Here is a 22,630-nt window from a genome sequence, read left to right on the forward strand (position 1 = left end):
TTCTGTTGGAGGCTGACGACCGATTCTGAGGCCGTGCCAAGCTGGCAGGCATGACAGACGTACGTGAACAGGGCCTGCGAGTCCTCCAGGAGATGGTTCCGCACCTGCCGGCAGGCGTCGTCGAGCCAGACGGATCATTCGGCGACGAGATGATGGCCATCGGAGTCGACAATGTCTTCGGTCGGCTGTGGAGCCGCGAAGGGCTGAGCCGGCGTGATCGCAGCCTGGTCACCATGGGCATTCTGATCGCCCTGCGGGCCACCGACGAGTTCGAGTCACACGTCAGGATCGGCCTGAGAAACGGCCTCACCGAGGACGAGATCGCCGAGGTCATCTACCACTCCAGCGGCTACGCCGGATTCCCCAACGCCAACACTGCGATGAAAGCGGCCAAAGGGGTACTCGACGGTTCGTGACCGCAGTAACCCATCACCGGACCACCGTCGACGGCATCGACACCTTCTACCGGGCGGCCGGCCCCGTCGACGCTCCGGCGTTACTACTCCCCCACGGCTACCCGGCCTCGTCTTACGTCTACCGCAACCTGATGGCGCGCCTGGGCGACCGCTGGCGGCTGATCGCGCCGGATCTACCCGGATTCGGTTACAGCGCAACGCCTTCACCCGACGACTTCGCATACACCTTCACCGCGTACAGCCGTTTCCTCCAGTCCTTCGTCGACGCCATGCACCTGAGCCGCTATGCGATCTGGTTGCACGACTACGGATCTCAATTCGGCTTCCAGCTCGCCATCGCCAAGCCGGAACGGGTTGCGGGCCTGGTCATCCAGAACGGTGACATCTACGAAGACGCCTTCGGCCCGAAGTACGACTTCCTCAAGGAATCCTGGAGCAATCCCGGGCCCGAGGCCCGACGCCAGATTGCCCAGCACGTCAGCTTGCACGGTTTCGAAACCGAGTTCCGCGGTGAGCTTCCCGAGGACGTCGCCGATCGGATCAGCCCCGACCTGTGGACACTGCACTGGTCGCTGATGTCCACACCTGAGCGAATCGCCAATCTGATCCGGCTATTGGAGGATCAACCCACGACCCTGGACTGGTTCGCCGACGAACAGGCCTACCTGCGTGAGCGCCAGCCGCCGACATTGATCGTCTGGGGTCCGCACGATGGCTACATGCCGGAGAAGTCGGCCCGCGCATATCTACGCGATCTGCCCGACGCAGCGATTCACCTGCTCGATGGCGGGCACTGGCTACTGGAAACCCACCTCGACGAGGTGGTTCCGTTGGTCGACGAGTTCCTGACCACCGTCCACGCCGATTGACGCAAAAAAAATGGAGCCACCCAGGGGAATCGAACCCCTGACCTATTCATTACGAGTGAATTGCTCTACCGACTGAGCTAGGGTGGCGCGCTCGGCGAACCGGGCGGCACGAGTCTACGGCAGCCATGCCCGAGCCTCCAAAGTGATCCCCGAGTCGCTACGTCCCGCCCTCCGGACGTCACCCACGCAGCGCCTGCCCGACAGTGGCCACCATGGCATCGACGGCGAACTTCGGCTTGACGTTGACCGCCAGAGCTTCGCGACATTCCAGCACGGCCTCGATACAGCGCAGCAGCCGGTCCGGTGGCACGTGAGCAGCCATGGCCTCGACTTTCTCGGCCATGTCCGGGTGATTCGCCGTGACACCGCCGGCGCCCGAGGAGACGAGCAGCGCATCACGGAAGTAGGTGGCCAGGTCGATCAGGGCCCGGTCCAGCGCATCGCGGGACGCCCGGGTCTGCCTCGATTTCTGCCGCCTCTCCAAGTCTTTCAGCGCTCCGGCGGTCCCACGGGTGGTCGCCGCGGTGCCTTTTCCGGTCCCGCCCGCGCCGAGAGCAGTCTTGAGCTCCTCGGTCTCGGTCTCGTTGCGTCCGACGGTCAACGCCAATGCCTCGGCCTCGGCGACGGCCACCATCTCCTCAGCCGCCGCGTAGGCCCGCGTCGGCGTCGCTGCGTCCCGGGCCAGCCCGAGCGCCCGTTTGCGACGCTCCCTGGCCTCGGGATCGGTCGCCAGCCGGCGGGCGCGACCCACATGCCCGCCGCTGACCGACGCCGCCCAGCGGGCGTCCGCCTCCGGCAGCCCGTCTCCGGAGATCAGGACGTCGGCGATCGCGTCCACCGATGGGGTGGTCAGCGCGACGTGCCGGCACCGCGAGCGCAATGTGATCGCGATGTCCTCGGGGTCCACCGACGGCGCACACAGCAGGAACACGGTCGACGGTGGCGGCTCCTCCACCACCTTGAGCAGCGCGTTGGCCGCGCCTTCGGTGAGCCGGTCGGCATCCTCGATCACGACGATCTGCCACCGTCCGGTCCCGGGGCGGCGCGACGCGATCTGGACGATCTCGCGCATGTCCTTGACCGCGATCGACAGCCCCTCGGGCACGATGCGGCGCACATCGGCATGGGTGCCGGCCATCGTCGTCGTGCACGCCCGGCACTGCCCGCACCCGGGAACCCCGTCAGAGGTGCACTGAAGGGCCGCCGCGAAACACAGCGCCGCCACCGAGCGCCCCGATCCGGGCGGGCCGGTGATCAACCAAGCATGTGTCATGGTGCCCACACTGGTGGCGCTGTGCCCCGAATCACTACGGGTGTCACCCCGGGCCGCCATCGCGGCCGCCACCAGCTCCTGTTCCACCGCGTGCTGGCCTACCAGCCGCGAAAAGACCCCGCTCATCGTCCCCAACAGTAGTGGTCAAGCCGACACAACCACGTCACAGCAGACGCTCAACGTCCCTGCGGCCCGATACGGTGAACAGGTGACCACGGAGCCCATACCGATCGCGCGAATCGGTGCATTCGCGCGGTGGGTGGCGCGTACCCCGTGGCCGGTGTTCACCCTCGGCATGCTTCAGGCCGACATCATCGGCGCGCTGTTCGTGCTGGGCTTCCTCCGCTTCGGTCTACCACCCGAAGACCGGATCCAGCTCCAGGATCTTCCGGTCGCCAACCTGGCGGTCTTCCTCGGCTACCTGTTCGTGTCGTTCACCGTCGGCGCCTACCTGGCCCTGCGGCTGCTGATCCCGGTGATCCGGTGGCAGCGCCGTGACACGCTGCTGGCCAAGTCCGATCCCGGCATCACCGAGCTCGCCCGCGTGCGAGCGCTGAAGATGCCGTTCTACCGCACCCTGATCAGCGTCACGAACTGGTTTCTGGGTTCCATCGTGTTCATCGTGGCCAGCTGGCCGGTCGCCAGTAAATCGGCTCCCGTGGTCCTGGTCGCCACGGCGCTGGGAGCGACCGCCACCGCGATCATCGGCTACCTGCAGTCCGAGCGCGTGTTGCGGCCGGTCGCGGTCGCCGCGCTGCGCGGCGGGGTGCCGGAGAACTTCCGCGCTCCCGGGGTGATCCTGCGCCAGGTGCTGACCTGGGTGCTCTCGACAGGTGTGCCGGTCCTGGCCATCGTGTTGGCCCTGGTGGCCAGCAAGTTCTCGATCCTCACCGCGTCCGCCGATCGGCTGATCACCCCGCTGTTGCTGCTGGCCATCGCGGCGCTGGTGATCGGGCTGGCCGGCACCCTGCTGGTGGCGATGTCGATCGCCGACCCGCTGCGTCAGCTGCGCTGGGCACTGGGCGAGGTGCAGCGCGGCAACTACAACGCGCACATGCAGATCTACGACGCCAGTGAGCTGGGCCTGCTGCAGGCCGGGTTCAACGACATGGTGCGTGAGCTGGCCGAGCGGCAACGGTTGCGTGACCTGTTCGGCCGGTACGTGGGTGAGGACGTGGCCCGGCGTGCCCTGGAGCGGGGCACCGAGCTGGGCGGTCAGGAACGCGACGTGGCGGTGCTGTTCGTGGACCTGGTGGGGTCGACGCATTTGGCGTCGACCATCCCGGCCGCCGAAGTGGTGAACCTGCTCAACGAGTTCTTCCGGGTCATCGTCGACACCGTGAACCGTCACGGTGGATTCGTCAACAAGTTCCAGGGTGACGCGGCGCTGGCCATCTTCGGCGCACCCATCGAGCATCCCGACGCCTCGGGCGGCGCGCTGGCCGCGTCCCGCGAACTGCACGACGAGCTGCTCAGCGTGCTGGGCACCGACACCGAGTTCGGTATCGGGGTCTCGGCCGGACGGGCGATCGCCGGCCACATCGGCGCTCAGGCCCGTTTCGAGTACACCGTGATCGGCGACCCCGTGAATGAGGCCGCCCGGCTCACCGAGCTCGCCAAGCTTGAGGAAGGCCACGTGCTGGCCTCGGCCATCGCGGTCAGCGGCGCGCTCGACGCCGAGGCGTTGTGCTGGGACGTCGGCGAGATCGTCGAGTTGCGTGGGCGCACCGTGCCCACCCAGTTGGCCCGCCCGGTGAACCTGGTGCTGCCGCGCCATCTGGAGCGCGAAACGCAGAGCGACGCCACGGGCTAGCCAAGTCGCCGAATGGCCACTTGATGCACGCCTTTTCGCGGATCGCGTGCCACAACTGGCCGCTCGGCGCAGAGGCTAGGCCTTCTTGGCGGCAGCCTTCTTCGCCGGGGCCTTCTTGGCAGCCTTCTTGGCCGGGGCTTTCTTCGCGGCCTTCTTGACCGGCCCGCGGGCGCGGCGGTCGGCCAGCAGCTCGGAGGCCCGCTCGTCGGTGATCGACTGGACGTCGTCACCCTTGCGCAGGCTGGCGTTGGTCTCACCATCGGTGACGTAGGGCCCGAAACGGCCGTCCTTGATCACCATCGGCTTGCCCGAGGCCGGGTCGGTGCCCAGTTCGCGCAGCGGCGGGGCCGCGGCGGCCTGGCGCCCACGACGCTTGGGCTCGGCGTAGATCTTGAGCGCCTCGTCGAGGGTGATGGTGAACATCTGCTCTTCGGTGGCCAGCGAACGAGAGTCGGTGCCGCGCTTGAGGTATGGGCCGTAACGGCCGTTCTGCGCGGTGATCTCCTCGTTGTTCGACGGATCGACACCGACAACGCGAGGCAGCGACAGCAGCTTGAGCGCGTCGTCGAGCGTCACCGTCTCCAGATCCATTGAGCGCAAGAGCGATCCGGTGCGAGGCTTCGGGCCGGTCGGCTTCTTGCCCTTCTTGGCTGTCGCCCCGGCATCCGGATCCTCGGGAGGTTCCGGGAGGATCTCGGTGACGTAGGGGCCGAATCGTCCGTCCTTGGCGACGATTTCGTGCCCGGTGGCCGGGTCGACGCCCAGCACCCGGCCCTCTTGTGGTGTGGCGAAGAGCTTTTCGGCCAGCTCCAGAGTCAGCTCGTCAGGAGTCAGCTCATCCTTGAGATTGGCGCGCTGCGGCTTGAGCTCCCCGGGATTATCCGGGTCGGCGATCATGCGCTCCAGGTACGGCCCGTTACGGCCCACCCGGACGACGATCGCGCGACCTTCGGCATCGCCGAAGAGCTTGATGGAGTTGACTTCTCGCGCGTCGATGCCCTCGAGATTTCCACCCACGAGGTGCTTGAGCCCACCGGCCCTGGCGATCGAGCCCTCGACGCCGTGATCACCACCGAAGTAGAAGTTGGACAGCCAGTTGGTGCGCTGCTCCTGACCGTTGGCGATCTCGTCGAGCTCGTCCTCCATGGCCGCGGTGAAGTCGTAGTCCACCAGCCGGCCGAAGTGCTGTTCGAGCAGTCCGACCACGGCGAAGGCGACCCAGGACGGCACCAGGGCGCTGCCCTTTTTGACCACGTAGCCGCGGTCCTGGATGGTCTTGATGATCGAGCTGTACGTCGACGGCCGTCCGATGCCCAGTTCTTCGAGAGACTTGATCAGCGAGGCCTCGGTGTAGCGGGCCGGCGGGCTGGTGGTGTGTCCATCAGCGGTCAGGTCGGCGGCGTCGACGCGCTGCCCCTGAGTCAGGTTCGGCAGACGGCTCTCGGCGTCGTCGGCTTCGCCGCCGGCCTGCTCGTCAAGACTCTCGACGTAGGCCTTGAGGAAGCCCGGGAACGTGATGGTGCGACCGGAGGCGTTGAACACGACCTGCTCGCCCGAACTGGCGGCACCGGCGATGCGCAGCGACAGCGTGGTGCCGCGCGCATCGGCCATCTGTGAGGCCACGGTGCGCTGCCAGATCAGCTCGTAGAGCCGGAACTCGTCGGTGTCGAGCTGCGCGTGCAGCTGGCCCGGGGTCTGGAACACGTCACCGGCAGGGCGGATGGCCTCGTGGGCCTCCTGGGCGTTCTTGACCTTGCGCGTGTACTGCCGCGGCGACGGATGCACGTACTCGTCGCCGTAGAGCTGCCTGGCCTGGTTGCGCGCGGCGTTGATCGCGGACTCCGACAGCGTCGTGGAGTCGGTACGCATGTAGGTGATGTAGCCGTTCTCGTACAACCGCTGCGCGATGCTCATGGTGCGCTCCGAGGAGAACCGCAGCTTGCGGGCGGCCTCCTGCTGCAGCGTCGACGTCATGAACGGCGCGTACGGGCGCCGGGTGTACGGCTTCTGCTCGACGGAGCTGACGGCCAGCTGGGCACCGCGCAGCCCGGCGGCCAGGGCACCTGCACTGGCCTCGTCGAGCACCAGCACCTCGTCGGGCTTCTTCAGCTGGCCCAGCGAGTCGAAATCGCGGCCTGCGGCAACGCGGCGGCCGTCGACGGTGTTGAGTTTGGCGGTGAACTTGGGCGGGGTGGCCTGCGGATCGGACACCGACGCGTCCAGCTCAGCGCTGACATCCCAGTACGCAGCGCTGCGGAACGCCATGCGCTCCCGCTCACGCTGCACGATGATGCGCGTGGCCACCGACTGCACGCGGCCCGCCGACAACTTCGGCGCGACCTTCTTCCACAGCACAGGCGAGACTTCGTAGCCGTAGAGCCGGTCGAGGATGCGGCGGGTTTCCTGCGCGTCGACCAGGGCGATGTCCAGGTCACGCGGGTTTTCGGCGGCGGCGCGGATGGCCGGTTCGGTGATCTCGTGGAACACCATCCGCCGGACCGGCACCTTGGGCTTCAGCGTCTCCAGCAGGTGCCAGGCGATCGCCTCGCCCTCGCGGTCACCGTCCGTCGCGAGGTAGAGCTCGTCAACGCCCTTGAGCAGGTCCTTCAGCTCCGTGACGGTGCTCTTCTTCTCGGGGCTGACGATGTAGAGCGGTTCGAAGTTGTCGTCGACATTGACCCCGAGGCGCGCCCACGGTTCGGATTTGTACTTGGCGGGCACGTCCGCGGCATTGCGCGGCAGGTCACGAATGTGTCCCCGCGAGGATTCGACCACATAATTGGAGCCCAGGTAGCCAGCGATCTTCCGCGCTTTTGTCGGCGACTCCACAATCACGAGTCGCCGGACGTTTCCCTTGCTACCGCTGCCGCTATCGCCAGCCAACTGTGCTTACGCTCCACTTCTATAGTTGCCGCGCCATGCCCGGCAACTGACAATTTCGCATTACGCGCGAGCCTACGCAAACCGGCTCTCCGCGTGGGCACCATTAAATACTGGGCCAATGCGCCAACGCCGCGCCCTCCCCCGGTGGTTCCCCGACGTTTTCCACCAGGCGTGACAGGCGTCGCCGCCCACCGATCCGCAGGGCCGGATGTGAACCTCTCGTACCGATCAGCGTCGGAGCGATTCCCACCCGCATCATGGCCGCGGCCAGCGCGGGATGGGTGTCGGGCGCATGTGGGTCGAGCCCCAGGAGATAGCGGTCGTCGGCTTCGGGTTCGCCGGCCGCCAAAGTCCAAGCCCGCAGCTCACGGGCCCCGGGAAGCCATCCGGGCGGCACTGTCTTGACCGCGCCCCTGGTCCATTCCCGCGCGATCAGCATCAGCTGCGGATCCGGTGCCGTACGCACCAGCGGATTGTTCTCGTCGGTCCGCGAGATCTCCGACACGAGCCCGGCCTCGCTGATCATCTCGGCCAAGCCCTGGGCTCGCCACATCTGGTCGACGACCACCGAGATCCGGGCCGCCTGCTGGCCCCCGTTACCCGACAGAACGATCTGTCCGGGTCCGGCGAGCACCCCGGTCAGGTCGGCCACCGCGGGCGGCACCGACTCGGCCGAGAAGAAGGACAGCTGGCTCACGAATCGACACTAGGCCAGCACAGGCCTCAAAAACGAGAACACCCCCGCGGTGTCCTATGCGGACTCACGCGAGGGTGTCTCGTTGGGTTTTGTGGCTCAGACGGCCCGAACACCCGTAGCCTGCGGCCCCTTGGGGCTCTGGCCGACCTCGAACTCAACCTTCTGGTTCTCCTCCAGGGTGCGGAAACCGCTGCCCTGGATTTCCGTGTAGTGGACAAACACGTCGGCAGAGCCGTCCTCCGGAGCAATGAAGCCGAAGCCCTTCTCCGCGTTGAACCACTTCACAGTTCCCTGTGGCATCTTTTGTTCTTTCCTTCTCTTTCAACCGGGTGCGGTCCACCGACTTCCGATGTACCGGGCCCGTTCCGACCGCCATACCAACGCGCGAGTCGTCGGAACTGACCCGACCTACAACCCTCGCAGGAACCGCGATCGCAACGACGATCCTGCGAGTGCGAGTACAAACACAGAAGCTGCGACCGTGATCAGTCAATCATGTTCGGGGCTCCCGCGACAGTCTCGAAACTCGGCGCGTGGTGAACAATTCGTTTACAAATCCGGGCCGACAACGGCGGGGTGGAGCGTAGGAGGGCGAGCGGTGCTGCATCAGGGGTCCGATTTCGGCCGTGAGCTGCTCGCTTGCGCTGTCGACGGCACTCCTTCCGGCGAAGATCCGCTACGCCATGTCGCGGATATACCGGCGCGGCAGGGCAAACCGCTGCAGTGGCCGCAGTGGGCCCATCCTGAGGTCGTCCGGGCGTTGACCGACCGGGGGATCGCCGCGCCGTGGTCGCACCAGCTCGCCGCCGCCGATCTGGCCCACGACGGGCGCCACGTGGTCGTGTCCACCGGAACCGCGTCGGGCAAGTCCCTCGCCTATCAGCTGCCGATCCTGACGGCGTTGGCCGAGGACCGGCAGGCTCGCGTGCTCTACCTGTCACCGACCAAGGCGCTGGGTCACGACCAGCTGCGCACGGCCCAGACCCTGACCGAGACGGTGGCCGCATTGCGCGACGTCGCGCCCGCGCCATACGACGGCGACAGCGCCACCGAGGTGCGCCGGTTCGCCAGGGAGCGCTCACGGTGGATCTTCTCCAATCCCGACATGATCCACCTGTCGCTGCTGCGCAACCATGCCCGATGGGCCGTGTTCCTGCGCCATCTCAAGTTCATCGTCGTCGACGAATGTCATTACTACCGTGGCATTTTCGGCTCCAACGTGGCCATGGTGCTGCGTCGGCTGCTCCGGCTGTGTGCCCGATACTCCCCCGACGGTTCGGGGCCGACGGTGATCTTCGCCAGCGCCACCACGGCATCACCCGCCGAGACCGCCGCCGAGCTGATCGGACAGACCGTCGCCGAGGTGACCGAGGACGGCTCCCCGCAAGGCGCACGCACGATCGCGCTGTGGGAGCCGGCTCTGCTGACCGACCTCATCGGCGAGAACGGCGCGCCGGTACGACGTTCGGCCGGCGCCGAGGCTGCGCGGGTGATGGCCGACCTGATGTCCGAAGGGGCACGCACCCTGACGTTCGTCCGGTCCCGGCGCGGCGCCGAACTCACCGCGCTGGGAACCCGGGCCCGGCTGGAGGAGACCGCCCCCGAGCTGGCCGATCAGGTGGCGTCCTACCGCGCCGGCTATCTCGCGGAGGACCGCCGGGAGCTGGAACACGCGCTGACCGACGGGCGGCTTCGCGGGCTGGCCACCACCAACGCTCTCGAACTCGGCATCGACATCGCCGGGTTGGACGCGGTGGTGCTGGCCGGCTTCCCCGGCACCGTCACCTCGTTCTGGCAGCAGGCCGGCCGGTCCGGCAGGCGCGGACAGGGCGCGCTCATCGTGTTGATCGCCCGCGACGATCCCCTGGACACCTACCTCGTGCACCATCCCGCGGCGCTGTTGGACAAACCGATCGAGCGCGTGGTGATCGACCCGACGAATCCGCATGTGCTCGGCCCGCAATTGCTCTGCGCCGCAGCCGAGCTGCCGCTCACCGAGGCCGAGGTCCGGCTGTGGAGCGCCGAGGCGGTGGCCGAGACTCTCGTCGACGACGGCTTGTTGCGCAAGCGCCCGGGCGGCTACTTCCCCGCTCCCGGGGTGGATCCGCACCCGGCCGTGGACATCCGTGGCTCCAGCGGTGGCCAGATCGCGATCCTGGAGGCCGAGACCGGCCGGATGCTGGGCAGCACGGGAGCGGGCCGAGCGGCAGCCACGCTGCATCCGGGTGCGGTGTATCTGCACCAGGGCGAGACCTACCTGGTCGACTCGCTGTCTTTCGAGGACGGTGTCGCATTCGTGTATGCCGCGGACCCCGGCTACAGCACGTTCGCCAGGGAACTCACCGACATATCGGTGACCGGACCCGGCGAGCGTAGGGAGTTCGGCCCGGTCACGGTGGGTCTGGTCCCGGTGTCGGTGACCAACACCGTGGTCGGCTACCTGCGCCGGCGCATCGACGGCGAGGTGATCGACTTCGTGGAGCTGGACATGCCGCCCAGCACGCTGGACACCATGGCGGTGATGTGCACCGTCACCCCGGAGTCGTTGCAGGACAACGGCATTGACTTACTCGCCGTGCCCGGGAGCCTGCACGCGGCAGAACACGCCGCGATCGGCCTGCTTCCGCTGGTGGCCAGCTGCGATCGGGGCGACATCGGCGGGGTCTCGACAGCCGTCGGGCCGGTGGACGGCCTGCCGTCGATCTTCGTCTACGACGGCTATCCGGGCGGTGCCGGTTTCGCCGACCGCGGATTCCGCAATCTGGGTACGTGGTGGGGCGCGACGGCCGATGCGATCGAGGCCTGCGAATGCCCGAACGGCTGCCCCTCCTGCGTGCAGTCACCGAAATGCGGAAACGGCAATGACCCGCTGGACAAATCGGGCGCGGTAAAAGTGCTCCGCCTGGTGCTCGGCGCGCTGAGTACTTCCTCAGCGATCCCCCGACCGCGTTGACGACCGACCCCTCGACGGCCGACTACGCGGATCGACAACTACGTGGCTGCATTCGGCCACGCCGAACACACAGACGTTGCGACGAACGGTCGGACAACGCGATCCGTTCCCAATCCCGGAGGCCGGGCGCAGTGGCAAATTACGTGAACTCACTCATGTTCGCAACCCGACAGACCCGACATGGGTAACCCGTGACCGCGATCCGCGGGCTTTAGCTACGGAATCCGTCGTCATCGAACGTGAAGGCCGCAACGGCCACGCCGGTAAAATGCCGCGCATGACCCACGACTGGCTGCTCGTGGAGACACTGGGTAGCGAGCCTGCGGTGGTCGCACGAGGTCTGCAGACGAAGAACCTCGTCCCGATCAGTGTGTTTCTGCGCCGAAATCCGCATCTGATGGCGATTCAGAGCGCGATCAGGGAAACGGTGCAGGCCGGCCAGGGTCTCAGCAGCATCACTCCGAAGAATGACCGCGTAATCCGCACCGAGGTGGTGCGGATGTCGGACGGACACATCCACGGGGTGCACGTCTGGATCGGACCGACCGATGCGGAGCCGCCGCAACGCCCCGTTCCGGGCCCACTGGTCTGGGATCTGACGACGGGCGTGGCCACCGATACCGCCGAATCCCTGCACAACAGCGGCATGAACCCCGAGACCGAAGCCACCCACGACCGGGCGTTCGCCGATGATCTGCCTGGCAGGGACCTCAACGGCAGTGAGGCGAAGGTCCTGGCCATGACACTCAAACCGGTGGTGGGCAGTACGTTGTGCACCACCTGGGATGTCACCGACCACAACGGAGAGCTCATCACCGTGGGCTTCGTTGCCCGAGTGACTCTCGAACCTCACGACGACGGCTCCGAGCGACTGATCTGCCGCGCGATGAACTGGCGCAGCGAACGTGAAAAAGCTGTGGTGCGCCCCGACAATCTGGCCCAACGCATCCTCGACGGACTCGCCCAGCCGGGTGTGCACCGCGCACTGGTCGGCCTCGACGACTGGAAACTGCTGAAATGGCTCGACGAACCCGCGCCATTCTTCGACTGGCGTAACCGCGACGGCGGGCAGGCCCGCATCCACCCGGCCGACGCCCGGCACATGGCCCGGATGACCGCGGATTTCACCGACGGTGTCACCACGGCCGTGTTGCGGATGCGCGCCGAGGACGGCGGCTGGCAACCCGTGCACATGACGATCAACCGCATCGAACTCGACGAGGACACGTTCGCCGGCCTCATCGCGCTGCGGCTGCCCACCGACGACGAGGTAGTCGCGGCAGACCTCGACTAGCGTCCCGCCCCGCCTACTCCTCGCTGTATCGAATCGTGTTCAGTTCTTCACCTCGAAGCTGGCGTCGGTTTTGTTGGTGACGTTGTCGCCCGCGGTGATTGTTGGATACCGCGAGGGTGTGAGGGCGCTGAGACAGGTCGGCACCGTCTCGATGACCGCGTCATAGTTGGGTTGGCAGAAGAACGGCAGTGACAGTCGGCGGCTTGCGGGTCCGGTGATGGTGGGGTTCTGCACGCGGTGCAGGGTCGAGATCCATTTGTCGTTGGTCCACCGCGCCATCAGGTCACCGATGTTGACGACGAACGAGTCGGGGATCGGCACCACGGGGATCCAGCTGTCGTCGAGATTCACCTCGAGCCCACCCACGGCGTCACGTTGATAGAGCAGGGTCAGGCTTCCGTAGTCGGTGTGCTCGCCGATGCGCAGTTGGCCGGGTTCGGGCTGCCGGTCAAGTGGCGGATAGTGATTGGCGAACAGGTTACTGATCGGCTTGTCGACTTTGTCGTCGAACCAATGCTCGTCGAGGCCGAGGGCCAGTGCAAAGAGTCGCATCACATCGAAGGCCAGGCAAGACATTTCGTAGTAGTAGCGCTCCCATGTGGCGCGGAACGCAGGGCTGTCCGGCCACAGGTTGTCATGGAAGTGTCCGTGTTGGCGGGCTCGGGTGAACCAGGCGTCACCCGTGGGGACATCAGGCAGGCCGATGGAGAAGAACTCGACCAAGTCAGCCGGGGTCATCTTGCCGCGGGTACGGGCCAGTGCCCTTGATTTCGGGGGCATGTAGCCCCGGCTGGTGCCCGGTTGAGCACGCACTGCGAGCTTTTCGGCGTCGCCGCATTCAAAGAACTCGGCGGTGACGTCGTACATGTCATCGAGCAACCGAGGTGAGACGCCGTGGTTGATCACCGCCAGGAATCCGACCTGGGAGTTGGCATCGTCGATCTGCCGGGCTACCCGTTGGCGGTCCTGGGTGCTGCCACGCGCTCGCCCGAGATCGATGAGCGGGACGGTGTCAGACATCAGTGTCTCCCTTTGCGCGGGTGATGGGCCATCCTGCCCGTTGCTTGGGACCGGCGGCGTAGGTCCGGATCTTGCTGGTAGTCAGCGACATTGCGACGAGATCTTCAGCGAGTGCGACGGCGCCCCCTCGCGGCCATGTTCCCCGAACCCTGCCATCACAACTGCGTCGACGAAGCTGTCGTAGTACACCTCGGGGGAATCGGGGGTCATCGGCGGTCATCGATAACCGTGTGTTGCAGTTCATCACCACGATCCGAGTCACGCCGGCACCACCTCGGTGCCGGATTCCGATTGGCGGGTCGACCAGGCGATGGGGACGTAGAACAACGTGGCCAGGATGGCGCCGATCGCCCATGAGAACGGTGCCCACACACCGAAGGTGGGAACCAGGGCCAGGATCGCCGCGACGACCGTGGCCGGAACCAGCGCGACCAGGGCTCTCGGATTGAACCCACGGGTGAAGTAGTACTTGCCGCCGGGATCCGCGCGGAAAAGATGGTCGACGTCGACGTGGCCGCGCCGGATGATCCAGTAGTCCGACATCAGCACGCCGAATAGCGGGCCGAGGAAGGCACCGAGTCCGCCGACGAAGTAGGCGATCGACTCGGGATTGTTGTACAGGTGCCACGGCAATGGCAGCACAGACAGCACGGCTGCGATGAGACCGCCTCGGAAGAAGTTGATGTGTTTGGGCGCCACATTCGAGAAGTCGTAGGCACAGGAGATGAAGTCGGCCACGATGTTGATACCGATCGTGGCGATCGTGAAGACCAGGGCGCCGAACAGGATTATCGCTGTGCTGTCGGTCTTTTCGATCAGTTTCACCGGGTCGGTGATGGCCTCACCGAATACGACGATGCTCGCGGACGTGACGGTAACCGCGACGATCGCGAACAGAACGAAGTTCACCGGCAGGCCGAAGAAGTTGCCGCGGGTGATGGCCCGCTTGTTCGGAGCGAGCCGGCCGAAGTCGGCGAAGTTGACGAGGAACGTGGCAAAGAACGACACGTTGAGCGCGATCGCGGCGAACATCTCGTAGGTGAGATCCCAGCCATGCGCCTGGTTTGGGCTCAGATCGAACGAAACATTGCCCCCAGCCTTGATGACCATCCAGATGGCAAGCGCGAACATAACCACCCACACCGCGGGGCCGGCCCAGTCCTGAAACCGGCGGACAGCATCCATGCCGTGGCGCACCACCAGAAGCTGGATCACCCACATCATGGCGAAGCAGATCCAGCCGAGAGCATGAAGCCCGAGAAAGGTTGGGTGCGTGAGAGGTTCAACAGCACCGTGCGCGATTCGCAGTGCGGCGATCTGCAGACCGGTGGAACCCAGGTAGGTCAGGATTCCGTAGTAGATGACGGCGATCGCTGCCCGGATCATGGCCGGGATGTTGGCGCCCCAGATTCCGAAACTTGAGCGCGCCAGGACCGGGAACGGCACACCGGTCCGTTGGCCGGCGATCCCACTCAGGTTCATCAGACCCCAGATGATCAAGACGCTGACCGTGAGTGCGATGAACACCTGGCCACCATTGAGGCCCATGAAGAACAACGATGCGGCGAATGTGTAGACGGTGATGCTGTGGATGTCCTGCATCCACATCGCAAAGAAGTTGTAGACACCCCAGTTCCGTTTCGTGACGGGCGCGAGATCCTCGTTGTGCAGGCGCGACGATCGCGAGACAGGAGGGAGAATGGGCAGCGGCGGATCCTGTAAAGGGCTTACGGACATCAGGTTTCACTTCCTGAGGGATAAAGCAGTCGAATGGGTCGCGCGGCACGATCGGGCGAGGTTCGAACCAGGCACGGGCGGTGCGGCGGGCACGGAGAAATGGTGGCGGGAGCACAGTCGGACAGCTGCGTAGCCGCTCGATGCTGATCGGTGTCCGCGCGGATGGTCGCCGGGCGTAGGACACACGGGTGGCGCGGTTAGCGGCCCTCGCGCTCTTTTGAGATCGACAGCAGCGCCAGCGGGACCCGCTGGGCCGAGATCGCCCGCAGGCACTCCTCAACCGTGAAGGTGATGCCCCACACCACCATCGCGAAAGAGATGCCACGGACAATCATCAGTCGTGCCGCTCCTATTTGAGGGTTCAAACGCCTCCGAGGCGAGGCATGGCCGCAAAATTAGCCGTCGCGTGCTACCGCCGTGTTACGCACTGCAACGCGCGCATGAAGAAATGCATGGCCGGTTCGGGTGCCTAACCAGCGGACTCCACCGGACCAAGGGGGCGGGGCCCATCCTGGGAATCACACGAATCACTGTGCGCCGAGCGATGCAGATCTTGCACCAACGCAACGTGATCCACCGCCGGCACACCGACTTCGCCACCTTTGCCGACCTCGACGACGTCGACTAGGTTTCCACCGGGCCGGCGCGCGCGGCCGCCCGAGCCGGGCCGACTCCCCACCGACCGAGCCGAACGGGAACCGAAACCTCGAGCACCACGTCGAGTCCCTCGATCCGGCAGTCCGCGACCACCGACCGCATTCGGGTCGCCACCTGGCCCGCCTGCCGGCACGCCGCATCCGGACCGGACACCACCGCGCCGGCCGCGCCCACGGCGGCCAGGTCCGCCGCGGCTTGGGCCCGGTGCCGGGCCGTCACCGCCGCGCCGAGGTAGGCGCCGCCGGCGGCGAACGCGATCACCATCGCGATCATGGCTGCGGCCACCAGCGTGGCCGACCCCCGCTCACCCGACGCCGGGTTCGGGAACCGCGGCGGCCTCCGCGGACACCGTGAGCCCCGGCAGCATCGTCGCCGCGCTGACCCGTACCACCACCAAACCGCCGTCCTGGCCGACGTGCACCACCGCGCCCGACGGGCCGACCCGGCGAGCGACTGCCGTCGCCGCCTCACCCTCGCCCCGGGCCGCAAGGCGGGCGGCTTCACGTGCGGCGTCGATGCAGCGGATCTGCATGCCGACCGCACTGATGCCGCCCACACACAACGCCAGAACAACCACCAGTGAGGCGATGGCAAAAGCCGCCTCGACCGTGACCGCGCCCCGGTCATCCAGACAGTCACCTAGATATTGGTGTTCAGTGCCCGGCTGATGATGTTGGTCAGTGCCGTCACGATCGAGTCCCCGGTGACCACTGTGTAGAGGATCGCCCCGAAGGCCGCCGCGGCAATGGTCCCGATTGCGTATTCGACCGTGGACATCCCTGATTCGTCGAGCATCAACAGCGCCGCCCTGGCGTACGCCCGCCGAATCATGTTTGCTGCCATGGTTGTTCCTCCCTTTGTGTTGCCTGTTCACAACAGACCTGAACCCAGCACGTCACCGGCCAGACCGGCGACCACAGGTATGACGCCCAGACACAGGAACGCCGGCAAGTAGCACAACCCGAGCGGACCGGCGACCAGGACCGAGGCGCGTTCCGCAACCGCGTCGGCCGAGGTGGCCGCGTCGTGACGGGTCTGTGCGGCAAGCTCGGCCACCCCCTCAGCCAGTGCACTACCCGAGGCGGCCGACCGGCGGGCCAGACGCAACAATGCCTCAGCGTTCTTGTCTTGGGGCACAGCGGCATTGCTTTCATGGCGACCGGACCAGGCCCTTGCTGGATCCGCACCGAGCGCCAGAAGTTCGGCGGCCCGGCGCAGCAGTGGCGCCAGTGCCGGTGGAGCCGCCGGGGCAACGGCCGCCGCCGCCGTCGACACCGCCAACCCGGCGGTCAGACAGGCGGCGAACAGATCGAAGGTCGATGCGGCCGCCATCGGGTCGTCGGTCTGTGGCAGCTGCAGGTTCGCCCGCCGCACCGGCGGGGGCGCGGCGCGGTTGCGGACGCGAGCCGGATCTGCGCCGATGAGCAGAGCGATGGCGAGAAGCACGGCCGCCCAGCTCATCTCAGTGCCCGTTCGGTGATCCGGTCCGACCACATCAGTCCGGCACAGGCGAGTAGGACTCCGACCACCAGAAACCATCCACCTGGGCCCGCAGCGCACAGGAACTCCAGGGGGCGCGCACCGATCAACTGGCCCAGCGCGATTCCCGCGACCGGCAGTCCGGCGAGCACCGCCGCCGTCGCCCGCGGGCCTGCCATCGCGGCGTCGACGTGGGAGGAAAAGCGTTCGCGCTCAACGATGTCTCGCTGCGCCGTGCGCATCAGGGTGGCTATCGAGAGTCCATACGCGTGGGCCAGGCGCCAACAGTCCGCGAGCCGGCGCCAGTGCGTCGGCAGGTGGGAGGCTGCCGCCGCGTCGTCCAGTCCGGCCGCGACGTCGGCGCCCAGGCGTGCCCGGGCAGCCACGGCACTCAGGCCCTGGTGAACCGGTCCGGACACCTCGTCGGCCGCGGTCGCGAAGGCGTTGACCGGATGGACACCGGTGCGCAGTTCCCCGACCAACACATCGAGGGCTGCCTGCAGCGCCGCGGATTCGCGTTGCCGCTGACGACGGGCAGCGCGGTGTCTGCGGCGTAGCGCCGCGGTGCCTACCACCAGTGCCACAGCCACAATGACCGTCACCGGTACCGCACAGGCCAGGGCCGCTCCCACCGCCACGGCGATCGGCGCTGTATGCACCCGCCGCCGGACCGGCGCATCCAACCGCCGCAACGCGGCTGTCCGCCGGGGTGTGGCCGGCCACAGCAGAAGGGCCGCTGCCAGCGCCAGTGCACTCGCGGTCACGACGGCAGCCGACGTTCGACCAGGGCGGTGAGAGTGTCTGCGCCACAACCCAACCCGGAGTCGGCATGCCAGGCCGTCACGACCTCCAGGTCACCTGCGACCGAGCGGCGCAGGACTGCGATCTCGGCCAGCCTGCGCCGCCCGGCACGGTCGCGCCCGACGTGTAGCAAGACCTGCACGGCCGCTGCGAGCTGACTGATCAGCGCGGCACGGTCCAGGCCGCCGAGCGCTCCGAGGGCCTCCAACCGGGCCGGTACCTCCGCGGGACTGTTGGCGTGCACGGTGCCGGCCCCACCGTCATGCCCGGTGTTCAGCGCAGCCAGCAGGTCGACCACCTCGGCCCCCCGAACCTCACCGACGACGATGCGGTCCGGACGCATTCGCAATGCCTGGCGGACCAAGTCGCGCACGGTCACCTCACCGACGCCTTCGACGTTGGCGGCACGAGCCACCAGCTTGACCAGATGTGGGTGCGGCGGGGCCAATTCTGCGGCGTCCTCGACACAGACGATGCGTTCATGGCCGGGGACGGCACCGAGCGCCGCGGCCAGCAGGGTGGTCTTACCGCAACCGGTCCCGCCCGAGATGAGAAACGCCAGCCGCGCTTCGATGACCGCGCACAGCAGGTCGGCAGCCTGTGGAGGGATCGCCCCGGATCTGGTGAGGGTTTCGAGATTCTGGGTGGCGGGCCGCAACACTCGCAGCGACAGACAGGTCCCCGCCGCAGCGATCGGCGGCAGTACCGCGTGCAGACGCACGGTGAACGGTCCGACGCCGGTGAGCTGACCGTCCACCCACGGCTGCGCCTCGTCGAGTCGGCGTCCCGCCAGCAGCGCCAACCGCTGCGCCAACCGGCGGACCGCGCCTTCGTCGGGGAAACGTACTGTGCTGCGGTGCAATCCGCTGCCGTCATCCACCCACACTGCATCGGGCCCCGTGACGAGCACATCGGTGGTGGTCGGCGCGCACAGCAGCGGTTCCAGGATTCCGGCACCGGTCAGTTCGGTCTCCAGCAGCCGCAGGTTGCTCAGTACCTCGGTGTCGCCGAGCAGGCCGCCGGACTCGGCCCGGATGGCCGCGGCGACCACGCCCGGGCTCAGCGGCGAAGATTCGGTGACCAGTCGCTCACGCACCCGGTCGATCAGCGAGGCGCTCATGCGGCCCCCGCCTCCTGCGCCGGGTGATCCGCCAGGACCGACAACACCCGCCGCGCCGCCGCGCCCAACGGGGATCGCGACCGGACCCGTAGCCCGCCGCGCTCCAAGACCTCGGCGATACCGGCCTGGGGGCGCATCGCGGCCAGCAGCGGCAGGTCCACTATGCGGGCGACCTCGGCTGCCCGCAGACCGCCGGGCGACGGGCCCCGCACCACCACACCCGCATTCGGGTTACAGGCCAGCACCCACGGCCGCGCGGCGGCCGCCGCGGTACACGAACGCACATCGGCTGGGGTCACCATGACCACCAGATCGGCTGCGTCCAAAGCTGTTTCGGCTGCTTCGGTGGCGCGCCGGGGCACGTCGCACACGACCGTCACGCCTCCGCGGCATCCCGCGTCGATGACTGCGCTCAGCGGTCCGGCCTCGATATCGGTGCCCGCACGCCCACTGGAGAGCACGCTGACTCCGTCACGGCAAGGCAACGCGTCACGCAGCGCCGGATAACCCAACCGTCCACCCTGCAGGGCCAGGTCAGGCCAACGCAGGCCGGCGAGGTCCTCACTGCCGGCCACCAGGTCGATGCCTCCGCTCCACGGGTCGGCCTCCACGAGCAACGAGGTGGGCGCCGTTTGTGCCAGCGCCACCGCGAACACCGACGCCCCGGCGCCGCCTCGTGCGCCCACCACGGCCACCACAGGACCTCGGCCGCCGTCATCCCGGGATGAGGCTTCGGACAGCGCCGCCACCAAATCGGCGTCTTGGGCGGGAAGTGTCACCACATGTTGCGCGCCGACGGAGATCGCGGCCTGCCAGTCATCCGGACGGGGGTCATCGTGGCCGATCAGGATCACCCGGGCACGACGGGGTAGGCCCCGGGCGGCGCATCGCTGCGCGGCCGGTGCATCGAGCAGCACCGCGGCCGCCGCCATCCAGGCCTTGCGCGAGGGTTCGTCGACGAGAACGAGTCCGACGCCGGCAGCGGCGGCGACCCGGGACACGTCATCACGCAGCAGTGGGTCGCCGATGAGCGCCAGCACAGTGCCGGCGGGGGTGATCGAGCTCTTCGAGACGGCCATATGCCCACCTTGCGGGCTACCGCAGGGCAGGCACCATCACCAATTCACGGATTGTGGATGAAGTCGGGCCTGTGGATCGATTCCGGACAGCAGAGCCGGGATGTGCGGCCGGAGGACAGACTGAAAATACGGTTCCGCAACCAATGGGGTTCGGTGGCCGAAGATTCTTGCCCCAGAAAAGGGACGACCCCCGCCAGGGGGGGAGGAGGCGGAGGTCGTCGTGTATCAGCCCCGGGGGGTCGGGCTGATACACCTCGGCATAAGCCGAGTAATGCTCACTATACACACGGAACTGCCAAAACACGCAAGAGACACTGCTGCCGGCTACCGACCGGGATTCCGGCATCCACGTCCGAAAGAATGTGTCGTGAACTGCCATTTTACGTCGCAGCTCGATTAACGGGACGCAGCTGCCTCTATGCTGGCGCTGTGACCGCTTCCGATGGGGCTGCCGGAGAATTGAGCGCACCGCAATCCGAGCCACTCACCCCACGGCCAGTACGCACCGCAGCCTTCTTCGACCTCGACAAGACCGTCATCGCCAAGTCCAGCACGCTTGCTTTCAGCAAACCGTTCTTCAATCAGGGTTTGCTGAATCGGCGGACGGTCCTCAAGTCGACATACGCCCAGTTTCTGTTCCTGATGTCGGGCGCCGACCACGACCAGATGGACCGCATGCGCAGCTACATCACCAACATGTGCACCGGCTGGGACGTCGAACAAGTCAAATCGATCGTCGGCGAAACCTTGCACGACATCGTCGACCCGCTGGTGTTCGCCGAAGCCGCCGAGCTGATCGCCGACCACAAGCTGTGCGGCCGGGACGTCGTGGTGGTGTCGGCTTCGGGCGAGGAGATCGTCGCGCCGATCGCCAGGGCACTCGGTGCCACCCACGCCATGGCCACCCGGATGGTGGTCGAAGAGGGGCGCTACACCGGAGAGATCGCGTTCTACTGCTACGGCGAGGGCAAGGTCGAGGCGATCCGCGCGCTGGCCGCGCGCGAGGGCTACGCCCTGGACCATTGCTACGCCTACTCGGATTCGGTGACCGACATCCCGATGCTCGAAAGTGTGGGCCATCCCACCGCGGTCAATCCGGACCGGGGGCTGCGCAAGGAGGCCGCGACCCGCGGCTGGCCGGTGCTGACCTTCACCAGGCCGGTGTCGTTGCGGGACCGCATTCCGGCGCCGTCAGGAGCCGCGGTCGCGACCACCGCGGCCGTCGGAATCAGCGCACTGGCAGCCGGCGCACTGACGTATTCGATGTTGCGCCGCTTCACTTCGTGACCTTCCGCGTGCAGTAGCTGAAAGCCCGGCGTAACGATCAGAAGTCGAGAGCATTTCACCCTTGCTGTGACCGTGGTCACGTAGTACAAAGGAACCACGGAAGCTTGGATGAGGCCAAGGTCTAGCCGGAAGAGAAGGCTAAATCTCCCGAACCGAGCTCCCTAGCACGGGTCCCGGAACCCACGCGGAGCACATGCCGCGGAATAGGCAAAAGTGTTGCGGGCCTGCGTGATTACGAGGAGCGGACGGCCACGACGGCCCTTTGGGTAGGGTTGCAGCCGAAGCGCATCGTAAGGACGCCGAGGCCACCCACGCGACCCACATTGGCACGCTTGGTAACCGGTATCCGTGCTAGCGGGCGACGAGCTGAGACATCGTTTCGGACCGTCGCCCGCTTTCGTTTGCTGAGACCACCGCGGCCGGTGAGTTCAACCCGCCGCCGACTGGGCGATCTGAAGCGCTTCCCGCGCGCCACCTTGCAGGGCCTCGCTACTGAGCAGCAGCCATGCGGTCAGACCGTCGGCCGTACCCGAGGCGAATCCCCGTGCGGCACCCCGGTACTCCCCCGACTTGCGCATCCAATGCACCTCGGGAACCCCGAGTCCGTGCGGGTCCAGCCCGCTGGCAATGGTGACCAGCCGCGAGACTGCGCGGGCCACCACACCGTCGGCCGTACCGAACGGAGCCAGGCTGAGTAGTTCGCCGTGGGCGACAGCGGCCAGCACGGGGGCGGGCACCTTGGAGCCGCCGACCAGAATGTCGGTCAACAGCTCGAGACGACGTCCGACGTCCGGGTCCGTGCGGGGCCGGCCCAGATGCTCGTCGTCGGTGAGGTCCGCGGCGGCCAGCGCGTGCAGGCGGGCCAGGGCCTGCATCGGAGCTCGCTGCCACACCCCGACCAGCGCGGTGGCCCCGCCTTCGAGAGCCTCGGCCACGCGGATGGCGCCGGCGGTCACCGGATCGGGTTCACCGTCGGCGGAGAGCTGGAGGGCACCGCCGTCGAGTACCGCCGAGGCCCGCGCGGCCCGCAGAGCGGCCTCGGCCGCGGTCTGCGGCCAACCGCGCAGATTGAATTTGTGTCGATGCGCCCGGCCCAGCGCCTCACGGGCCTCGTCGCTGGCCGCAGAAACACCGGGCAGATCGACCAGCGGTGCGAGTGGATCGGTCATACGCGAAACGCTAGCGGACCGCTGAACGCCATCTCGCCGACCGTTAGGCGCAGAACGGGCACCGCCCGGCAACCGCCTTGTGA

21 protein-coding genes, 1 tRNA gene and 1 pseudogene are annotated in these 22,630 nt (G+C 67.1%); 6 read left to right on the forward strand and 17 right to left on the reverse strand.

Translation table 11 applies throughout. The features are described from left to right. The first annotated feature begins 50 nt into the window (after nucleotides 1–50). Nucleotides 51–416, forward strand: coding sequence for a carboxymuconolactone decarboxylase family protein (locus H977_RS0113560; protein WP_029108387.1), 366 nt, complete (start codon nucleotides 51–53; stop codon nucleotides 414–416). Then, nucleotides 413–1,285: an alpha/beta fold hydrolase gene (locus H977_RS0113565; protein ID WP_029108388.1), complete on the forward strand. Its 873-nt coding sequence runs from the start codon at nucleotides 413–415 to the stop codon at nucleotides 1,283–1,285. Before H977_RS0113560 ends, H977_RS0113565 begins: the two co-directional genes overlap by 4 nt. 11 nt (nucleotides 1,286–1,296) lie before the next feature. Here the strand turns inward: H977_RS0113565 and H977_RS0113570 are convergent. Continuing rightward, nucleotides 1,297–1,372: transfer RNA gene (locus tag H977_RS0113570), tRNA-Thr, on the reverse strand. Nucleotides 1,373–1,463: 91 nt separating this feature from the next. Beyond that, entirely contained in the window at nucleotides 1,464–2,684 is a 1,221-nt protein-coding gene (locus H977_RS0113575) for a DNA polymerase III subunit delta' (RefSeq protein ID WP_029108389.1), read from the reverse strand. Nucleotides 2,685–2,766: 82 nt separating this feature from the next. On the opposite strand from H977_RS0113575, the gene H977_RS0113580 reads away from it, so the two are divergent. Next, complete coding sequence (locus tag H977_RS0113580; protein ID WP_029108390.1) at nucleotides 2,767–4,371, forward strand: adenylate/guanylate cyclase domain-containing protein; 1,605 nt, start codon at nucleotides 2,767–2,769, stop codon at nucleotides 4,369–4,371. Between the two features lie 75 nt (nucleotides 4,372–4,446). Here the strand turns inward: H977_RS0113580 and topA are convergent, their stop codons facing one another. The 3 genes from topA to H977_RS0113595 all read right to left on the reverse strand — a co-directional run bounded on the left by topA (nucleotide 4,447) and on the right by H977_RS0113595 (nucleotide 8,251). Next, a complete protein-coding gene (gene topA, locus H977_RS0113585; protein WP_029108391.1) occupies nucleotides 4,447–7,254 on the reverse strand; it encodes a type I DNA topoisomerase in 2,808 nt (935 codons plus the stop codon). 103 nt (nucleotides 7,255–7,357) lie between these two features. After that, a complete protein-coding gene (locus H977_RS0113590; protein ID WP_029108392.1) occupies nucleotides 7,358–7,951 on the reverse strand; it encodes a hypothetical protein in 594 nt (197 codons plus the stop codon). Nucleotides 7,952–8,047: 96 nt separating this feature from the next. Next, nucleotides 8,048–8,251 carry a cold-shock protein gene (locus H977_RS0113595; protein WP_006243848.1) on the reverse strand — a complete coding sequence of 68 codons (204 nt, stop codon included), beginning with the start codon at nucleotides 8,249–8,251 and terminating at the stop codon, nucleotides 8,048–8,050. A gap of 301 nt (nucleotides 8,252–8,552) precedes the next feature. On the opposite strand from H977_RS0113595, the gene H977_RS0113600 reads away from it, so the two are divergent. Together H977_RS0113600 and H977_RS0113605 are read left to right on the forward strand one after the other, a co-directional pair. Beyond that, nucleotides 8,553–10,904 (forward strand): DEAD/DEAH box helicase, encoded by a 2,352-nt coding sequence (locus H977_RS0113600; protein WP_502691171.1) that lies wholly within the window; start codon nucleotides 8,553–8,555, stop codon nucleotides 10,902–10,904. 277 nt (nucleotides 10,905–11,181) lie between these two features. After that, nucleotides 11,182–12,198, forward strand: a complete 1,017-nt coding sequence (locus H977_RS0113605) for a PAS domain-containing protein (RefSeq protein WP_029108394.1) — start codon at nucleotides 11,182–11,184, stop codon at nucleotides 12,196–12,198. A 39-nt stretch (nucleotides 12,199–12,237) separates the two neighbouring features. Here H977_RS0113605 and H977_RS0113610 read toward each other — a convergent pair whose 3' ends face one another. The 11 genes and pseudogenes from H977_RS0113610 to ssd form a co-directional block, all read right to left on the reverse strand. Beyond that, nucleotides 12,238–13,218: an isopenicillin N synthase family dioxygenase gene (locus tag H977_RS0113610; protein ID WP_029108395.1), complete on the reverse strand. Its 981-nt coding sequence runs from the start codon at nucleotides 13,216–13,218 to the stop codon at nucleotides 12,238–12,240. 81 nt (nucleotides 13,219–13,299) lie between these two features. Further along, nucleotides 13,300–13,428: a hypothetical protein gene (locus H977_RS36055; RefSeq protein ID WP_286162638.1), complete on the reverse strand. Its 129-nt coding sequence runs from the start codon at nucleotides 13,426–13,428 to the stop codon at nucleotides 13,300–13,302. A 48-nt stretch (nucleotides 13,429–13,476) separates the two neighbouring features. Beyond that, on the reverse strand, nucleotides 13,477–14,955 hold the full coding sequence (locus H977_RS33050) for an NCS1 family nucleobase:cation symporter-1 (RefSeq protein ID WP_081681711.1): 1,479 nt from the start codon (nucleotides 14,953–14,955) through the stop codon (nucleotides 13,477–13,479). Between the two features lie 197 nt (nucleotides 14,956–15,152). Then, entirely contained in the window at nucleotides 15,153–15,290 is a 138-nt protein-coding gene (locus tag H977_RS35280) for a hypothetical protein (protein WP_155946632.1), read from the reverse strand. 289 nt (nucleotides 15,291–15,579) lie between these two features. Continuing rightward, nucleotides 15,580–15,906 (reverse strand): annotated as a pseudogene (locus H977_RS35820) (Rv3654c family TadE-like protein); the annotation flags it as partial. Nucleotides 15,907–15,916: 10 nt separating this feature from the next. Beyond that, complete coding sequence (locus H977_RS35825) at nucleotides 15,917–16,243, reverse strand: TadE family type IV pilus minor pilin (RefSeq protein ID WP_081681734.1); 327 nt, start codon at nucleotides 16,241–16,243, stop codon at nucleotides 15,917–15,919. Nucleotides 16,244–16,251: 8 nt separating this feature from the next. Then, nucleotides 16,252–16,455, reverse strand: coding sequence for a DUF4244 domain-containing protein (locus tag H977_RS0113645; RefSeq protein ID WP_029108398.1), 204 nt, complete (start codon nucleotides 16,453–16,455; stop codon nucleotides 16,252–16,254). A gap of 27 nt (nucleotides 16,456–16,482) precedes the next feature. After that, the gene (locus tag H977_RS0113650; RefSeq protein WP_029108399.1) at nucleotides 16,483–17,073 is read right to left on the reverse strand and encodes a type II secretion system F family protein; all 591 of its coding nucleotides are present in this window, start codon (nucleotides 17,071–17,073) and stop codon (nucleotides 16,483–16,485) included. Continuing rightward, the gene (locus tag H977_RS0113655) at nucleotides 17,070–17,855 is read right to left on the reverse strand and encodes a type II secretion system F family protein (RefSeq protein ID WP_029108400.1); all 786 of its coding nucleotides are present in this window, start codon (nucleotides 17,853–17,855) and stop codon (nucleotides 17,070–17,072) included. Before H977_RS0113655 ends, H977_RS0113650 begins: the two co-directional genes overlap by 4 nt. Further along, the gene (locus tag H977_RS0113660) at nucleotides 17,852–19,012 is read right to left on the reverse strand and encodes a TadA family conjugal transfer-associated ATPase (RefSeq protein WP_029108401.1); all 1,161 of its coding nucleotides are present in this window, start codon (nucleotides 19,010–19,012) and stop codon (nucleotides 17,852–17,854) included. Before H977_RS0113660 ends, H977_RS0113655 begins: the two co-directional genes overlap by 4 nt. After that, nucleotides 19,009–20,091 (reverse strand): septum site-determining protein Ssd, encoded by a 1,083-nt coding sequence (gene ssd, locus H977_RS0113665; RefSeq protein ID WP_051288833.1) that lies wholly within the window; start codon nucleotides 20,089–20,091, stop codon nucleotides 19,009–19,011. Before ssd ends, H977_RS0113660 begins: the two co-directional genes overlap by 4 nt. Nucleotides 20,092–20,520: 429 nt before the next feature. Here ssd and H977_RS0113670 point away from each other — a divergent pair, with 429 nt between their 5' ends. Then, nucleotides 20,521–21,378, forward strand: a complete 858-nt coding sequence (locus H977_RS0113670; protein ID WP_029108403.1) for an HAD-IB family hydrolase — start codon at nucleotides 20,521–20,523, stop codon at nucleotides 21,376–21,378. 428 nt (nucleotides 21,379–21,806) lie between these two features. Here H977_RS0113670 and H977_RS0113675 read toward each other — a convergent pair whose 3' ends face one another. After that, nucleotides 21,807–22,547, reverse strand: coding sequence for a Fic family protein (locus H977_RS0113675; protein WP_029108404.1), 741 nt, complete (start codon nucleotides 22,545–22,547; stop codon nucleotides 21,807–21,809). Between the last annotated feature and the right edge of the window lie 83 nt (nucleotides 22,548–22,630).

This window comes from Mycobacterium sp. URHD0025, from assembly GCF_000426065.1.
In the GTDB taxonomy this organism is placed as follows: Bacteria; Actinomycetota; Actinomycetes; order Mycobacteriales; family Mycobacteriaceae; genus Mycobacterium.

Excerpts from the sequence above, each read along its gene's own strand:
- H977_RS0113560 (WP_029108387.1), top strand. The coding sequence starts at position 51 with ATGACAGACGTACGTGAACAGGGCCTGCGAGTCCTCCAGGAGATGGTT.
- H977_RS0113650 (WP_029108399.1), bottom strand. The coding sequence starts at position 17,073 with ATGAGCTGGGCGGCCGTGCTTCTCGCCATCGCTCTGCTCATCGGCGCA.
- H977_RS0113645 (WP_029108398.1), bottom strand. The coding sequence starts at position 16,455 with ATGGCAGCAAACATGATTCGGCGGGCGTACGCCAGGGCGGCGCTGTTG.
- H977_RS36055 (WP_286162638.1), bottom strand. The coding sequence starts at position 13,428 with ATGACCCCCGATTCCCCCGAGGTGTACTACGACAGCTTCGTCGACGCA.
- H977_RS35280 (WP_155946632.1), bottom strand. The coding sequence starts at position 15,290 with ATGATTGTCCGTGGCATCTCTTTCGCGATGGTGGTGTGGGGCATCACC.
- H977_RS0113605 (WP_029108394.1), top strand. The coding sequence starts at position 11,182 with ATGACCCACGACTGGCTGCTCGTGGAGACACTGGGTAGCGAGCCTGCG.
- H977_RS0113610 (WP_029108395.1), bottom strand. The coding sequence starts at position 13,218 with ATGTCTGACACCGTCCCGCTCATCGATCTCGGGCGAGCGCGTGGCAGC.
- H977_RS0113575 (WP_029108389.1), bottom strand. The coding sequence starts at position 2,684 with ATGAGCGGGGTCTTTTCGCGGCTGGTAGGCCAGCACGCGGTGGAACAG.
- H977_RS0113595 (WP_006243848.1), bottom strand. The coding sequence starts at position 8,251 with ATGCCACAGGGAACTGTGAAGTGGTTCAACGCGGAGAAGGGCTTCGGC.
- H977_RS0113660 (WP_029108401.1), bottom strand. The coding sequence starts at position 19,012 with ATGAGCGCCTCGCTGATCGACCGGGTGCGTGAGCGACTGGTCACCGAA.
- H977_RS33050 (WP_081681711.1), bottom strand. The coding sequence starts at position 14,955 with ATGTCCGTAAGCCCTTTACAGGATCCGCCGCTGCCCATTCTCCCTCCT.
- H977_RS0113675 (WP_029108404.1), bottom strand. The coding sequence starts at position 22,547 with ATGACCGATCCACTCGCACCGCTGGTCGATCTGCCCGGTGTTTCTGCG.
- ssd (WP_051288833.1), bottom strand. The coding sequence starts at position 20,091 with ATGGCCGTCTCGAAGAGCTCGATCACCCCCGCCGGCACTGTGCTGGCG.